Below are 14532 nucleotides of genomic sequence, written 5' to 3' on the forward strand. Positions count from 1 at the left end.
GAGTCGCAGCGTTTTCCGTTAGTAAGGGTTTTGTCCAGATGCGTAAATCTATGAGCCCCGTCGCGGTTAACAACCTCAGAAAAACCCTACAATTTCAGGCAGTACATATTGGCTAAGGAGCAGTGATATGCGTGTTACTGGTTTAACCCCGCAAGATCTCAAGGCTTATGGTATTCACGACGTCCAGGAAATCGTCTACAACCCCGACTACGATACGCTGTATCAGGAAGAGCTCAATCCAGCACTGGAAGGATACGAGCGTGGTGTGTTGACGAATCTTGGTGCTATCGCCGTCGATACCGGTATCTTTACCGGTCGTTCGCCGAAAGATAAGTATATCGTCCGAGACGAAACCACCCGCGATACGCTGTGGTGGGCTGACAAGGGCAAAGGGAAGAACGACAACAAACCGCTCTCTCCGGAAACCTGGCAGCACCTGAAAGGGCTCGTCACCCATCAACTTTCCGGCAAGCGTCTGTTCATTGTCGACGCTTTCTGCGGCGCTAACGCCGACACCCGTCTTTCCGTACGCTTTATTACCGAAGTGGCCTGGCAGGCGCATTTCGTGAAGAACATGTTCATTCGTCCAACCGACGAAGAGCTGCAGGATTTCACCCCTGATTTCATCGTGATGAACGGCGCGAAATGCACGAACCCACAGTGGAAAGAGCAGGGTCTGAACTCCGAAAACTTTGTTGCCTTCAACCTGACCGAGCGTATCCAGCTGATCGGCGGTACCTGGTACGGCGGCGAAATGAAGAAAGGGATGTTCTCCGTCATGAACTACCTGTTGCCGCTGCGGGGCATCGCCTCTATGCACTGCTCGGCGAACGTCGGGGAAAAGGGCGACGTGGCAGTGTTCTTTGGCCTTTCCGGCACCGGGAAAACGACGCTGTCCACCGATCCAAAACGTCGTCTGATTGGCGATGACGAACACGGCTGGGATGACGACGGCGTGTTCAACTTTGAAGGCGGCTGCTACGCGAAGACCATTCGCCTGTCCGAAGAGGCCGAGCCGGATATCTTCCACGCCATCCGTCGCGATGCGCTGCTGGAAAACGTCACCGTGCGTGCCGACGGCTCCATCGACTTCGACGATGCGTCGAAAACGGAAAACACCCGCGTCTCTTACCCGATCTACCACATCGACAATATCGTTAAGCCGGTGTCAAAAGCGGGCCATGCCACGAAGGTCATTTTCCTGACGGCAGATGCGTTCGGCGTGCTGCCTCCGGTGTCTCGCCTGACCGCCAGCCAGACCCAGTACCACTTCCTCTCCGGCTTCACCGCCAAGCTGGCCGGTACCGAGCGCGGCGTGACGGAGCCAACCCCGACCTTCTCCGCCTGCTTCGGCGCGGCCTTCCTGTCGCTGCACCCGACGCAGTACGCTGAAGTGCTGGTGAAACGCATGCAGGCATCCGGCGCGCAGGCGTACCTGGTGAACACCGGCTGGAACGGCACCGGCAAACGTATCTCTATCAAAGATACCCGCGCCATTATCGACGCCATTCTGGATGGTTCTCTGGACGACGCCGAAACCTTCACGCTGCCGATGTTTGACCTGGCCATCCCAACGTCGCTGCCGGGCGTGGATACGCATATCCTCGACCCGCGCAATACGTACGGTTCGCCGGAGCAGTGGCGCGAGAAAGCGGAATCGCTGGCGAAGCTGTTTATTGAAAACTTCGAGAAGTATACCGATACCCCGGCAGGTGAAGCGCTGGTGAGTGCTGGACCGAAGCTGTAGCCCTTCTCCCTCTCCCTGTGGGAGAGGGTCGGGGTGAGGGCATCAGGCCGCAAAGACCGTACCTTGTCGGGTGGCGGCTTCGCCTTACCCGACCTACGAAAAAGGGTGGCAAAAGCCACCCTTTTTTTAACCCTCTTTCACCTGCCCCCGCGTGACCGGCACCGGCAACCAGGCGCGTATGCTCAAACCACCCCGCTCGCTGGTACCAATCTCCAGCAACCCGTTATGGTTATCCACAATACGCTGCACAATCGCCAGGCCTAAACCGGTTCCGCTGGTGCTGCGCGCGCTGTCGCCGCGCACAAACGGCTGGAACAGATGCTTACGCTGCTCGGGCTTAATGCCCGGGCCATCGTCTTCCACCTGGAACCAGGCGCGGTTGAGTTCAGACCCGCTGCTGACCTTAATCCAGCCATTGCCGTAGCGCGCCGCGTTGACCACCATGTTCGCCACCGCGCGCTTAATGGAGAGCGGGTGCATCCGCACCTGAATTTCGCCCGCCTGCAGGTCAGTATCAATTTCACGTTCATAGCCACTTTCCGCAGCCACCACTTCGCCCAGTACCGCGTTCAGATCGGCCATCTCCATCGGCATCTCCTGCCCGGTGCGCAGGTAGTCAATAAACTGCTCGATGATGGCATTACACTCTTCGATGTCCTTGTTAATGGACTCGGCGAGATAACCGTCCTCTTCCCCCATCATCTCCGTCGCCAGGCGAATACGCGTGAGCGGCGTGCGCAGGTCATGGCTGACCCCCGCCATCAGCAGCGTACGGTCATCCGCCAGCTGCTTCACGCCGGCCGCCATATGGTTAAACGCACGCGTTACCGAACGGACCTCCGAGGCGCCATACTCGCGCAGTGGAGGAGGTATAATCCCTTTACCGACCTGCAGCGCAGCGTGCTCCAGGTCGACCAGCGGTCGGTTCTGTATACGGATAAACAGCCAGGCACCGCCTATCGCCAGCAGCATAATCGCCAGGGTATAGCGGAACAGCGGCGAGAAATCGCCCTGATGGATCTCGGTCAGCGGGACGCGCACCCAGATGTTGGGTGACAGCCAGGTTTTCAGCCAGACGACGGGCGAGCTTTTGTTGACCTCAACGCGCACTTCCGTTGGGCCGCCCAGCTGCTGCGCCATCTGCTGACTGAGAAATTCGTAGTGCTGCGCCCAGCGCAGGCCCGCGTCTTCTGCCGCTTCATTGGAATAGAGCGAGATGCCCAGCTCACGGTAGATTTCACGACGAAACGCCGGGGGAACAACCAGCTGCGTGCCGTCTTCCAGCTGCAGCTTATCGGTCATCAGCATACGGACTTCGTATGCCAGGACCTTATTAAACTGCTGGAGGCTCGGCAGAATCGCAAAGTTCAACACCACCAGGTAGGTCGTCACCAGGCTGACGAACAGCAAGGTGACGATCAGTAACAGGGTGCGGGCAAACGAGCTTCGCGGCGAGAAGCGCATTCGCCTCATGCTTTAGAGCCGTCCGGGACGAACACGTAGCCAAGACCCCAAACGGTCTGAATATAACGAGGATGCGCAGGATCTTCTTCCACCATGCGGCGCAGACGGGAGATCTGCACGTCGATGGAGCGTTCCATTGCGGAATATTCGCGACCGCGCGCCAGGTTCATCAGCTTGTCACGGGAAAGCGGTTCACGCGGGTGGCTAACCAGCGCCTTCAGTACCGCAAATTCGCCGCTGGTGAGCGGCATAGGCTCGTCTTCACGGAACATCTCGCGCGTGCCGAGGTTCAGCTTGAACTTACCGAATGCGATAACGGCCTCTTCCTGCGACGGTGCGCCAGGCAGTTCGTTCGCCTGACGACGCAGCACGGCGCGAATACGCGCCAGCAGCTCACGCGGGTTAAACGGTTTTGGAATGTAGTCATCCGCGCCGATTTCGAGGCCCACGATACGGTCAACTTCCTCGCCCTTCGCCGTCACCATGATGATCGGCATCGGGTTGCTCTGGCTGCGCAGACGGCGACAGATAGAGAGCCCGTCTTCACCAGGCAGCATCAGGTCGAGAACCATCAGGTGGAAAGATTCACGGGTCAGCAGACGGTCCATCTGCTCAGCGTTCGCGACGCTACGAACCTGGAAGCCCTGCTCGGTCAGATAACGCTCCAGCAGCGCACGCAGGCGCATGTCGTCATCCACGACCAGAATTTTGTAGTTCTCTTGCATTGTGTGTACTCCCAAAGGTTCGGATAGTCTAATAACAGCGTATTCTAAAAAAGTGCACGTGTTCGACCAGCTAATTCTGGTATAAATTCTAGTCGAAATTGTTACAAAGCATATTTAACAGCAGCTTATCTGCACATTTCATCACATAAATCATTATTAACGCTGTCTGTTACGCTATGTGATACGTAATGTGCGCAAGGTTTGCAATGATGTCGAGTCTGAAGGTCACCCAATGAAAACGCCCCTGATCACCCGCGAAGGGTACGAAAAACTCAAAAAAGAGATGGATTACCTGTGGCGCGAAGAGCGTCCTGAAGTGACCAAGAAGGTTACCTGGGCGGCAAGCCTGGGCGATCGCAGCGAAAACGCTGACTACCAGTACAACAAAAAGCGGCTGCGCGAAATTGACCGCCGGGTTCGCTATCTGACGAAGTGCCTCGAGAACCTTAAAATTGTCGATTACTCCCCGCAGCAGGAGGGCAAAGTGTTCTTCGGCGCATGGGTTGAGATTGAAAACGACAACGGCGACACCCTGCGTTTTCGCATTGTCGGCTACGATGAAATTTTTGGCCGTAAGGATTACATCTCCATCGACTCCCCGATGGCCCGCGCGCTGCTGAAAAAGGAAGTGGGCGACCTGGCCGTCGTTCAGACTCCCGCCGGTGAAGCCAGCTGGTACGTCAATGAGATCGTCTACGTAAAATAGTCCGAGAGCGCCCTCCCCGGCTGGCATTTTGCCGTGTCAGCCCGTATAACTATCCCCTGATTTTTCGACTCAACAGATGATAAAGCCATGATGAAAGATTCGCTCTGCCGCATTATTGCGGGTGATATTCAGGCCAGAGCCGAACAGGTAGAAGCTGCCGTTCGCCTGCTTGATGAAGGGAACACCGTGCCGTTTATTGCGCGCTATCGTAAGGAAGTCACCGGCGGTCTGGATGACACGCAGCTGCGTAACCTGGAGACCCGTCTGGGTTATCTGCGCGAACTGGAAGAACGTCGTCAGGCGATCCTCAAATCCATCGGCGAACAGGGCAAACTGACCGGCGAGCTGGAAAGCGCCATTAACGGTACCCTGAGCAAAACCGAACTCGAAGACCTCTATCTGCCGTACAAGCCCAAGCGCCGCACGCGCGGGCAAATTGCGATTGAAGCGGGTCTTGAGCCGCTGGCAGACCTGCTGTGGAACGCGCCGTCGCACGATCCCGATACCGAAGCGGCGAAATTTATCGACGCTGACAAAGGCGTTGCGGACACCAAGGCCGCACTCGATGGCGCGCGCTACATTCTGATGGAGCGCTTCGCCGAAGACGCTGCCCTGCTCGCCAAAGTGCGTGATTACCTCTGGAAGAACGCACACATCGTCTCTAGCGTCGTCGCGGGCAAAGAGGAAGAGGGCGCGAAATTCCGCGACTACTTCGATCACCACGAACCGATTTCTACCACCCCTTCTCACCGCGCGCTGGCGATGTTCCGCGGACGCAACGAAGGCGTGCTGCAGCTCTCACTGAACGCCGACCCGCAGTTTGACGAGCCGCCGAAAGAGAGCCACTGCGAGCAGATCATCATCGACCATCTTGGCCTGCGCCTGAACAACGCCCCGGCAGACAGCTGGCGCAAAGGCGTGGTGAGCTGGACCTGGCGCATCAAGGTGCTGATGCACCTGGAAACCGAGCTGATGGGAACCGTGCGCGAGCGCGCCGAAGATGAAGCCATCAACGTCTTCGCCCGTAACCTGCACGACCTGCTGATGGCCGCTCCGGCCGGCCTGCGCGCCACCATGGGTCTCGATCCGGGCCTGCGTACCGGCGTGAAGGTGGCCGTGGTTGACGGCACCGGCAAGCTGGTGGCTACCGACACTATCTATCCGCACACCGGCCAGGCGGCCAAAGCGGCCGTTGTGGTCGCCGCGCTGTGCGAGAAGTACAACGTGGAGCTGGTCGCCATTGGCAACGGTACGGCGTCCCGCGAAACCGAACGTTTCTACCTCGACGTGCAGAAGCAGTTCCCGAAAGTGACGGCGCAGAAAGTGATCGTCAGCGAAGCGGGGGCGTCCGTCTATTCCGCGTCTGAGCTGGCGGCGCAGGAATTCCCGGACCTGGACGTTTCTCTGCGCGGTGCGGTCTCTATCGCTCGCCGCCTGCAGGATCCGCTGGCGGAACTGGTGAAGATCGACCCGAAATCCATCGGTGTGGGCCAGTATCAGCACGACGTGAGCCAGACTCAGCTGGCGCGCAAGCTGGATGCGGTTGTGGAAGACTGCGTAAACGCCGTCGGCGTTGACCTGAACACCGCTTCCGTTCCTTTGCTGACCCGCGTGGCGGGCCTAACGCGCATGATGGCGCAGAATATCGTCGCCTGGCGCGATGAGAACGGCCAGTTCCAGAACCGTCAGCAGCTGCTGAAGGTGAGCCGCCTGGGGCCAAAAGCCTTTGAGCAGTGTGCGGGCTTCTTGCGCATCAACCACGGCGATAACCCGCTGGATGCCTCCACCGTTCACCCGGAAGCGTATCCTGTGGTGGAACGCATTCTGGCCGCCACCCAGCAGGCGCTGAAAGACCTGATGGGCGACAACAGCGCCCTGCGCAACCTGAAAGCCGTGGATTTCACCGACGACAAATTTGGTGTGCCAACCGTCACCGACATTATCAAAGAGCTGGAAAAACCGGGCCGCGATCCGCGTCCTGAGTTCAAAACGGCGACTTTTGCCGACGGCATCGAAACCATGAACGATCTGCTGCCGGGTATGGTGCTGGAAGGCGCGGTAACGAACGTTACCAACTTTGGCGCGTTTGTGGATATCGGCGTGCATCAGGATGGTCTGGTGCATATCTCATCCCTTGCCGACAAGTTCGTTGAAGACCCACACACCGTGGTCAAAGCGGGCGACATCGTGAAGGTGAAAGTGCTGGAAGTGGATCTGCAGCGCAAGCGTATCGCCCTGACCATGCGCCTGGACGAGCAGCCTGGCGACACCAACGCGCGCCGTGGCGGCAGTGGCGGTGGCCGCGAGCAGCAGCGCCCGGCCGCTAAAGCCGCGAAACCGCGCGGACGCGATGCCCAGCCTGCAGGTAACAGCGCGATGATGGATGCGCTGGCGGCAGCGATGGGTAAGAAACGCTAAACCCTCACCCTAACCCTCTCCCTAAAAGGGAGAGGGGATCGCGCGGTGCGGTCTTTTCTCCCTCGCCCCCATGGGGAGAGGGCCGGGGTGAGGGGACAAATTATACCGTAATATATGAAACCGATTGCACATCCATATTTAAACCACTAATTATCACCCCGTTAACAAATACTCCCCTTTTCGTTTTCCAGGCAATTCAGCAAATATTGAGCAAGGTCAAACAGGCCGTAAATTAATACCGCAAACAACATTCCGTCACAGTTTTAATATTGCTGATAAAAACTATTCTCATTATCATCCCATAGTAGATAATTTAACCTTTCGTGGAATCAGGCATTATGCAATTCACTCCAGACAGTGCATGGAAGATTACCGGTTTTACCCGCGAAATTAGCCCTGCCTATCGGCAGAAGCTGCTGTCACTGGGCATGCTGCCCGGCTCGTCATTCCAGGTGGTACGCGTGGCGCCGCTCGGCGATCCGGTTCATATCGAAACCCGCCGCGTGAATCTGGTACTGCGTAAGAAAGACCTCGCATTAATAGAAGTCGAAGCCTTATCCCGATAACAAGCCAGCGGTTTCAGTGAGTCTAAAAAAATGAAAAAGTTAACTATTGGCTTAATTGGCAATCCTAATTCCGGCAAGACTACGCTTTTTAACCAGCTGACGGGAGCCCGCCAGCGCGTAGGAAACTGGGCCGGCGTGACGGTCGAACGTAAAGAAGGCCAGTTCACGACAACCGACAACCAGGTCACGCTGGTCGACCTCCCCGGCACCTATTCCTTAACCACCATTTCGTCGCAAACCTCGCTCGATGAGCAAATTGCCTGTCACTATATTCTTGGCGGCGACGCGGACCTGCTGATCAACGTGGTCGATGCCTCCAACCTCGAGCGTAACCTTTATCTCACGCTGCAGCTGCTGGAGCTGGGGATCCCCTGCATCGTGGCGCTCAACATGCTCGACATTGCGGAAAAGCAAAAGCTGCGCATCGACGTCGATGCCCTCTCCGCGCGCCTCGGGTGCCCGGTCGTTCCGCTGGTTTCGACGCGCGCTCGCGGGATTGATGCGCTGAAGCTGGCCATCGATCGCCACACGGGCAACCGCGACGTTGAGCTGGTGCATTACGCGCAGCCCCTCCTGCGCGAAGCCAATATGCTGGCGCAGGAGATGGACAACAGCATGCCTGCGAAACAGCGCCTGTGGCTCGGCCTGCAGATGCTGGAAGGGGATATCTACAGCCGCGCTTACGCCGGACATGCGGCTGATAAACTGGACGTAACGATAGCCCGTCTTCGCGACGAGCTGGACGACCCGGCGCTGCACATCGCCGATGCGCGTTACCAGGCCATCGCCTCGATCTGCGACGTGGTCAGTAACGCCCTCACGGCGGAACCCAGCCGCTTTACGGCGGCGGTGGATAAGGTCGTGCTTAACCGCTTCCTCGGCCTGCCCGTCTTCCTGCTGGTGATGTACGTGATGTTCCTGCTCGCCATTAACATCGGCGGCGCACTGCAGCCCATTTTCGATGCCGGCTCCGTTGCAGTCTTCGTGCACGGAATTCAGTGGGTGGGTTACACCCTGCACTTCCCGGAATGGCTAACCATCTTCCTCGCACAGGGGATCGGCGGCGGTATCAACACCGTTCTGCCGCTGGTGCCGCAGATCGGCATGATGTATCTGTTCCTCTCGTTCCTGGAAGACTCCGGCTACATGGCGCGCGCCGCGTTCGTGATGGACCGTCTGATGCAGGCGCTGGGCCTGCCGGGAAAATCCTTCGTCCCGCTGATTGTCGGCTTCGGCTGTAACGTTCCGTCGGTGATGGGGGCGCGCACCCTTGATGCGCCGCGTGAACGTCTGATGACCATCATGATGGCGCCGTTCATGTCCTGCGGCGCCCGTCTGGCGATCTTTGCCGTCTTTGCAGCAGCCTTCTTTGGTCAGCAGGGCGCGCTGGCGGTCTTCTCACTGTATGTGCTGGGCATCGTGATGGCGATCCTGACCGGCTTAATGCTGAAACACACGATCATGCGCGGTGAAGCCTCGCCGTTTGTGATGGAGCTGCCGGTGTATCACGTGCCGCACCTGAAAAGCCTGGCGATCCAGACCTGGCAGCGCCTGAAAGGCTTTGTGCTGCGCGCCGGTAAGGTGATTGTCATCGTCAGTATTTTCCTGAGCGCGCTGAACAGCTTCACCCTCAGCGGGCAGGCGGCAGATAACATCAACGACTCGGCCCTTGCCTCCGTCAGCCGCGTCATCACCCCGGTCTTCAAACCGATTGGCGTGCATGAGGATAACTGGCAGGCAACCGTCGGGCTGTTTACTGGTGCAATGGCAAAAGAGGTGGTTGTCGGCACCCTGAACACGCTCTACACCGCAGAGAACATTCAGGAGCAGGAATTTAATCCGGCAGAGTTTCATCTCGGCCATGAACTGCTGGGTGCCGTAGAGGAAACCTGGCAGAGCCTGAAAGATACCTTTAGCCTGAGCGTGCTGGCCAACCCGATTGAAGCCAGCAAAGGCGACGGCGAAATGGCGACGGGTGCCATGGGCGTGATGAGCGAGAAATTTGGCAGCGCCTCCGCGGCCTACAGCTACCTCATCTTTGTTCTGCTCTACATTCCGTGCATCTCCGTGATGGGGGCGATTGCCCGCGAGTCCAGCCGCGGCTGGATGGGCTTCTCCATCCTGTGGGGCTTAAACATTGCGTACTCGCTGGCGACGCTCTTCTATCAGACCGTTAACTTCAGCCAGCACCCGCGCTACAGCCTGGTCTGCATCCTCGCGGTGGTTCTGTTTAACGCGATCGTTCTCGGCCTGCTGCGGCGCGCGCGCAGCCGCGTCGATATCGACCTGCTGGCTAATCGTAAAACCGCCGCGACCTGCTGCAGCAGCCCGGCGGGCGACTGTCACTAAGGAGCACGTAATGGCATCGTTGATTCAGGTTCGTGATCTGCTGGCGCTACAGGGACGGATGGAGGCCAGACAAGTAAGCCTCACCCTGCACATGCCGCAGCCGATGATCGATGCCATGCTGGAAAGGCTTGAAGCGATGGGGAAAGCCGTGCGGATTCAGGAAGACGCGGACGGCTGCCTCTCCGGCAGCTGTAAAAGCTGCCCGGAAGGCAAAGCCTGCCTCAGGGAGTGGTGGACACTGCGCTAATAAGGCCGGGCATCGCTGCCCGGCTTTTTCGTATTACTTATACACGTCCGCCGTTGCGCGCACGTTTTTGGTCTGCTTTTCAGCACTGGTGACAACGTAGTACGTCCCGCCCAGCTCATCCGCTTTCTTCGACAGCTCGGCTCTTGCGTCCATCGGCGCGGTGGTGTCAGACGTAGAAATCTCACCAACTTTGGTCAGATTCATTCCGGCAACTTTATCTTTTTCCAGCTCTTTTGCCGCAAAGGCGCCAAATGAAAGTGACCCAATAACCAGAGAAGTGACAATACCTGTAACAAGTTTCATAGCCTGACTCTCCATAGGATTGTTGTTTTGATTATCGTAGGCAGAACAACCGCAACGACAACTGGAGTATGGTTGCGGTGTGTTACTTTTTCCAGGCTGGATGGAAAATAATCAGTCGAAACGTTGACTTAACGCAATGAGCGCTGAACAAAACTCCGCCGGATGAGAGATAAACGGGGCGTGCGCGGCTTTGGCAATGACCTGCGATTCGCTGTCCGGCCAGAGCGCGTCCAGGAGCGGCACCACTTTGCGCGGCACGAGGCCGTCGAGGTAGCCATAGATGCGCAGGTGCGGCACAGCCAGCGAGGCCAGCGGCTCGCGCAGGTCAACCGTTTTCAGAATCTCCAGCCCACCGTTAAGCACCTCCACGTCCGGCATCGGCAGGGAAAGCACGGTCTGCTTCAGCGTTCTCGCATCCTGACGCGCGGTTTCCGTGCCCATCGTCTGCAGGGCGAGGAACCGCTCTACGGTCCGCTGGAAATCTTCGCTCAGCTGCTGCTGGAAGCTCGCCAGCACGTCAGGTTTAATGCCTGGCCACACCTCTTGCGCGCTAAAGCAGGGCGATGACGCCACGGTTACCAGCGCCTTCACGCGTTCAGGCTGCGACAGCGCAATCTGGCTCGCCACCAGCCCGCCCAGGCTCCAGCCGAGCCAGATAGCGTTTTGCGGCGCAGCCTCCAGAACCTGCTGCGCCATCTCATCAAGCGACATCGCCCCAAAACCGCGGCTGCGGCCAAAACCGGGTAAGTCCACCAGATGCAGCGTGAAATGCGAGGCAAGTTCCTCACTTATGCAATGCCACACTTCTGCATTCAGGCCCCATCCGTGCAGCAGCACAAGATGGCAATTTCCTGTCCCTGCAGTCTGCCACCACAGCGTCTTCATCAGTTACTGTTCTCTTTTTTCACATGGAGGTTGCACATGCTAACAGTGCCCGGCGCGTGCTGGCTATGCCAAATGCCGCTTGCACTCAGCGGATGGGGCATCTGCTCCGTCTGCACGCGATCGCTGGAAGGGCGAATCGCGACCTGCCCACAGTGTGGTTTACCGGCCACGAACCCCGTTCTGCCCTGCGGCCGTTGCCTGAAAAAATCCCCGCCGTGGAGCGCGCTGGTGGCCGTGGATGATTATGTTCCGCCGCTGAGCAGGCTTATTCACGCGCTGAAATTTTCCGGCCAGAGTGCCCTGGCACAGCCCCTTGCCCGCCTGCTACTGCTGGCGGTTTTGCAGGCGCGTCGGCACCGGGGACTGCCGAAAATCGACAGGGTGATGAATGTGCCCTTATACCGACGCCGGCACTGGCGGCGCGGCTATAACCAGAGCGACCTGATCTGCCGCCCCCTCGCCCGCTGGCTCGGCTGTCGGTATGACGCCAGCGCGCTTACGCGCGTTCATGCCACCGCCATCCAGCACCAGCTCAGCGCCCGGCTTCGCAAAAGAAACATCAAAAATGCCTTTCGCCTTGAATTGCCGGTCGACGGTCTCCATATCGCGATTGTGGATGATGTCGTCACCACGGGCAGTACCGTTGCTGAACTTTCCCGACTGCTTTTGCAAAGCGGCGCCGCGTCGGTTCAGGTATGGTGTCTGTGCCGTACCTTGTAGCCCTTCTTCAATGGGCGTATGATTATACCCAGGTAATTTAGTCAACTATTAGGCCAAAGCTATGATCCGTATTTCCGATTCTGCACAAGCGCACTTTGCCAAACTGCTGGCAAATCAGGAAGAAGGGACGCAGATCCGCGTGTTTGTGATTAATCCAGGCACTCCGAATGCAGAATGTGGTGTTTCTTATTGTCCTCCGGACGCTGTGGAAGCCACCGACACTGCCCTTAAATTTGAACAGCTCACCGCCTACGTTGATGAGCTGAGCGCACCGTATCTTGAAGATGCGGAGATCGACTTCGTCACCGATCAGCTGGGTTCTCAGCTGACCCTGAAAGCGCCGAACGCGAAAATGCGTAAAGTGTCCGACGATGCCCCGCTGATGGAGCGCGTTGAGTATCTGCTGCAATCCCAGATCAACCCACAGCTGGCTGGCCACGGCGGTCGTGTTTCCCTGATGGAAATCACGGAAGACGGTCTGGCGATCCTGCAGTTCGGCGGCGGCTGTAACGGCTGTTCCATGGTCGACGTGACCCTGAAAGAAGGGATCGAAAAGCAGCTGCTGAATGAATTCCCGGAACTGAAAGGCGTGCGCGACCTGACCGAACACCAGCGCGGCGAGCACTCCTACTACTAAATCAGTGCCCGTCTGTATTGCCCGGTGGCGCTGCGCTTATCGGCCTACAGAAGAAAGTGCGGTCTGATGCCCTCACCCCGCCCCTCTCCCACGGGAGAGGGTGAAAACATAAAAAACGGTAACCTCATGGTTACCGTTTTGCGTTTACCTCTATATGTTGACCTGCGTCTCATAATTCAAATTTAGCCACCCAGGGTGATTCTCAATCGCGTCATGTTACCCGTATCATTCTCGTGGGCACTCAGCATCCTTATAACAGCCGACTAAACTTAATGGTTTCGAAGGCACCAGTATGAGTGCCGTTAACGCTCTGTTCCCAGTTGGGACAATCGGAATTTGTCGTTGAAACAATGACGTTACCCATAACAATTCAAAGGCCAGGTAAATCATGCCATTAGTCATCGTTGCTATCGGTGTTGTGTTATTACTGCTCTTGATGATCCGTTTCAAAATGAACGGATTTATCGCTCTGGTTCTGGTGGCACTTGCAGTCGGTCTGATGCAAGGGATGCCGCTGGTGAAAGTTATCAGCTCGATTAAAGCCGGCGTCGGCGGCACGCTCGGCAGCCTGGCGTTGATCATGGGCTTCGGCGCCATGCTCGGCAAAATGCTGGCGGACTGCGGTGGCGCGCAGCGTATTGCCACCACGCTTATCGAAAAATTTGGCAAAAAGAACATTCAGTGGGCAGTGGTATTAACCGGTTTTACCGTCGGTTTTGCGCTGTTCTATGAAGTGGGCTTCGTGCTGATGCTGCCGCTGGTATTCACCATCGCCGCCGCGGCCAACATCCCGCTGCTGTTCGTCGGTGTGCCAATGGCCGCGGCGCTGTCCGTTACCCACGGCTTCCTGCCGCCGCACCCGGGCCCAACCGCTATCGCGACCATCTTCCACGCGGATATGGGTAAAACCCTGCTGTTCGGTACGATTCTGGCGATCCCAACGGTAATCCTGGCAGGCCCTGTTTATGCGCGCTTCCTGAAAGGCATTGATAAGCCTATCCCGGAAGGTCTGTACAGCGCGAAAACCTTCACCGAAGAAGAGATGCCTGGCTTTGGCGTCAGCGTCTGGACCTCTCTGGTACCGGTTATCCTGATGGCGATGCGCGCCGTGGCGGAGATGATCCTGCCGAAAGGTCACGCGTTCCTGTCCGTTGCGGAATTCCTGGGTGACCCGGTGATGGCGACCCTGATTGCGGTCCTGATCGCAATGTTCACCTTCGGCCTGAACCGCGGCCGCTCAATGGATCAGATCAACGACACGCTGACCTCGTCCATCAAAATCATTGCCATGATGCTCCTGATCATCGGCGGTGGCGGTGCGTTCAAGCAGGTTCTGGTCGACAGCGGCGTGGATAAATACATCGCTGCCATGATGCACGAAACCAACGTGTCGCCGCTTCTGATGGCCTGGTCCATCGCCGCGGTTCTGCGTATTGCGCTGGGCTCTGCGACCGTTGCGGCGATCACCGCAGGCGGTATCGTTGCCCCGCTGATTGCGACCACGGGCGTGAGCCCTGAGCTGATGGTTATCGCGGTCGGTTCCGGTAGCGTGATTTTCTCTCACGTGAACGATCCGGGCTTCTGGCTGTTCAAGGAGTACTTCAACCTGACGATCGGTGAAACCATCAAGTCCTGGTCCGCGCTGGAAACCATTATTTCGGTGTGCGGTCTGGTCGGGGTTCTGCTGTTGAATATGGTGGTTTGATGTAAAAAAGCCGGGTGGCGCTGACGCTTACCCGGCCTACATTCTATTCCCTCTCCCTGT

The 14532-nt window shown here is 57.7% G+C and carries 13 protein-coding genes; 9 read left to right on the forward strand and 4 right to left on the reverse strand.

Features of this window, described 5'->3' with window-relative positions; all coding sequences use genetic code 11:
* Positions 1-127: 127 nt before the first annotated feature.
* Positions 128-1747 (forward strand): phosphoenolpyruvate carboxykinase (ATP), encoded by a 1620-nt coding sequence (gene pckA / locus M2433_RS19940; RefSeq protein ID WP_047345740.1) that lies wholly within the window; start codon positions 128-130, stop codon positions 1745-1747.
* Between the two features lie 126 nt (positions 1748-1873).
* Here the strand turns inward: pckA and envZ are convergent, their stop codons facing one another.
* Entirely contained in the window at positions 1874-3220 is a 1347-nt protein-coding gene (gene envZ / locus M2433_RS19945; protein ID WP_029882169.1) for a two-component system sensor histidine kinase EnvZ, read from the reverse strand.
* A complete protein-coding gene (gene ompR, locus M2433_RS19950; RefSeq protein ID WP_001157751.1) occupies positions 3217-3936 on the reverse strand; it encodes a two-component system response regulator OmpR in 720 nt (239 codons plus the stop codon). The genes envZ and ompR overlap by 4 nt, the downstream gene beginning before the upstream one ends.
* Positions 3937-4168: 232 nt before the next feature.
* On the opposite strand from ompR, the gene greB reads away from it, so the two are divergent.
* The 5 genes from greB (at position 4169) to feoC (ending at position 10222) form a co-directional block, all read left to right on the forward strand.
* On the forward strand, positions 4169-4642 hold the full coding sequence (gene greB / locus M2433_RS19955; protein WP_003861614.1) for a transcription elongation factor GreB: 474 nt from the start codon (positions 4169-4171) through the stop codon (positions 4640-4642).
* An 87-nt stretch (positions 4643-4729) separates the two neighbouring features.
* Complete coding sequence (locus M2433_RS19960; RefSeq protein WP_429056444.1) at positions 4730-7060, forward strand: Tex family protein; 2331 nt, start codon at positions 4730-4732, stop codon at positions 7058-7060.
* A 338-nt stretch (positions 7061-7398) separates the two neighbouring features.
* Positions 7399-7626 carry a ferrous iron transporter A gene (gene feoA, locus M2433_RS19965; RefSeq protein ID WP_008503050.1) on the forward strand — a complete coding sequence of 76 codons (228 nt, stop codon included), beginning with the start codon at positions 7399-7401 and terminating at the stop codon, positions 7624-7626.
* A gap of 30 nt (positions 7627-7656) precedes the next feature.
* Positions 7657-9975: a Fe(2+) transporter permease subunit FeoB gene (feoB, locus tag M2433_RS19970; protein WP_429056441.1), complete on the forward strand. Its 2319-nt coding sequence runs from the start codon at positions 7657-7659 to the stop codon at positions 9973-9975.
* Between the two features lie 10 nt (positions 9976-9985).
* Positions 9986-10222, forward strand: a complete 237-nt coding sequence (gene feoC / locus M2433_RS19975; protein ID WP_429056438.1) for a [Fe-S]-dependent transcriptional repressor FeoC — start codon at positions 9986-9988, stop codon at positions 10220-10222.
* 33 nt (positions 10223-10255) lie between these two features.
* Here the strand turns inward: feoC and M2433_RS19980 are convergent, their stop codons facing one another.
* On the reverse strand, positions 10256-10525 hold the full coding sequence (locus M2433_RS19980) for a YdgH/BhsA/McbA-like domain containing protein (RefSeq protein WP_047345736.1): 270 nt from the start codon (positions 10523-10525) through the stop codon (positions 10256-10258).
* Positions 10526-10636: 111 nt separating this feature from the next.
* Positions 10637-11410: a pimeloyl-ACP methyl ester esterase BioH gene (gene bioH, locus M2433_RS19985; RefSeq protein WP_429056436.1), complete on the reverse strand. Its 774-nt coding sequence runs from the start codon at positions 11408-11410 to the stop codon at positions 10637-10639.
* A gap of 36 nt (positions 11411-11446) precedes the next feature.
* Between bioH and gntX the strand changes: the two genes are divergently transcribed.
* The 3 genes from gntX to gntT all read left to right on the forward strand — a co-directional run bounded on the left by gntX (position 11447) and on the right by gntT (position 14472).
* Positions 11447-12130, forward strand: coding sequence for a DNA utilization protein GntX (gntX, locus tag M2433_RS19990; RefSeq protein WP_429056433.1), 684 nt, complete (start codon positions 11447-11449; stop codon positions 12128-12130).
* Between the two features lie 61 nt (positions 12131-12191).
* Positions 12192-12767, forward strand: a complete 576-nt coding sequence (nfuA, locus tag M2433_RS19995; RefSeq protein ID WP_003861601.1) for a Fe-S biogenesis protein NfuA — start codon at positions 12192-12194, stop codon at positions 12765-12767.
* A 388-nt stretch (positions 12768-13155) separates the two neighbouring features.
* Entirely contained in the window at positions 13156-14472 is a 1317-nt protein-coding gene (gntT, locus tag M2433_RS20000) for a gluconate transporter (RefSeq protein WP_429056428.1), read from the forward strand.
* Positions 14473-14532 lie beyond the last annotated feature (60 nt).

It is taken from the genome of Enterobacter sp. AC1 (assembly GCF_050434705.1).
Taxonomy (GTDB): domain Bacteria; phylum Pseudomonadota; class Gammaproteobacteria; order Enterobacterales; family Enterobacteriaceae; genus Enterobacter; species Enterobacter cloacae_L.

Excerpts from the sequence above, each read along its gene's own strand:
- pckA (WP_047345740.1), top strand. The coding sequence starts at position 128 with ATGCGTGTTACTGGTTTAACCCCGCAAGATCTCAAGGCTTATGGTATT.
- envZ (WP_029882169.1), bottom strand. The coding sequence starts at position 3,220 with ATGAGGCGAATGCGCTTCTCGCCGCGAAGCTCGTTTGCCCGCACCCTG.
- ompR (WP_001157751.1), bottom strand. The coding sequence starts at position 3,936 with ATGCAAGAGAACTACAAAATTCTGGTCGTGGATGACGACATGCGCCTG.
- greB (WP_003861614.1), top strand. The coding sequence starts at position 4,169 with ATGAAAACGCCCCTGATCACCCGCGAAGGGTACGAAAAACTCAAAAAA.
- M2433_RS19960 (WP_429056444.1), top strand. The coding sequence starts at position 4,730 with ATGATGAAAGATTCGCTCTGCCGCATTATTGCGGGTGATATTCAGGCC.
- feoA (WP_008503050.1), top strand. The coding sequence starts at position 7,399 with ATGCAATTCACTCCAGACAGTGCATGGAAGATTACCGGTTTTACCCGC.
- feoB (WP_429056441.1), top strand. The coding sequence starts at position 7,657 with ATGAAAAAGTTAACTATTGGCTTAATTGGCAATCCTAATTCCGGCAAG.
- feoC (WP_429056438.1), top strand. The coding sequence starts at position 9,986 with ATGGCATCGTTGATTCAGGTTCGTGATCTGCTGGCGCTACAGGGACGG.
- M2433_RS19980 (WP_047345736.1), bottom strand. The coding sequence starts at position 10,525 with ATGAAACTTGTTACAGGTATTGTCACTTCTCTGGTTATTGGGTCACTT.
- bioH (WP_429056436.1), bottom strand. The coding sequence starts at position 11,410 with ATGAAGACGCTGTGGTGGCAGACTGCAGGGACAGGAAATTGCCATCTT.
- gntX (WP_429056433.1), top strand. The coding sequence starts at position 11,447 with ATGCTAACAGTGCCCGGCGCGTGCTGGCTATGCCAAATGCCGCTTGCA.
- nfuA (WP_003861601.1), top strand. The coding sequence starts at position 12,192 with ATGATCCGTATTTCCGATTCTGCACAAGCGCACTTTGCCAAACTGCTG.
- gntT (WP_429056428.1), top strand. The coding sequence starts at position 13,156 with ATGCCATTAGTCATCGTTGCTATCGGTGTTGTGTTATTACTGCTCTTG.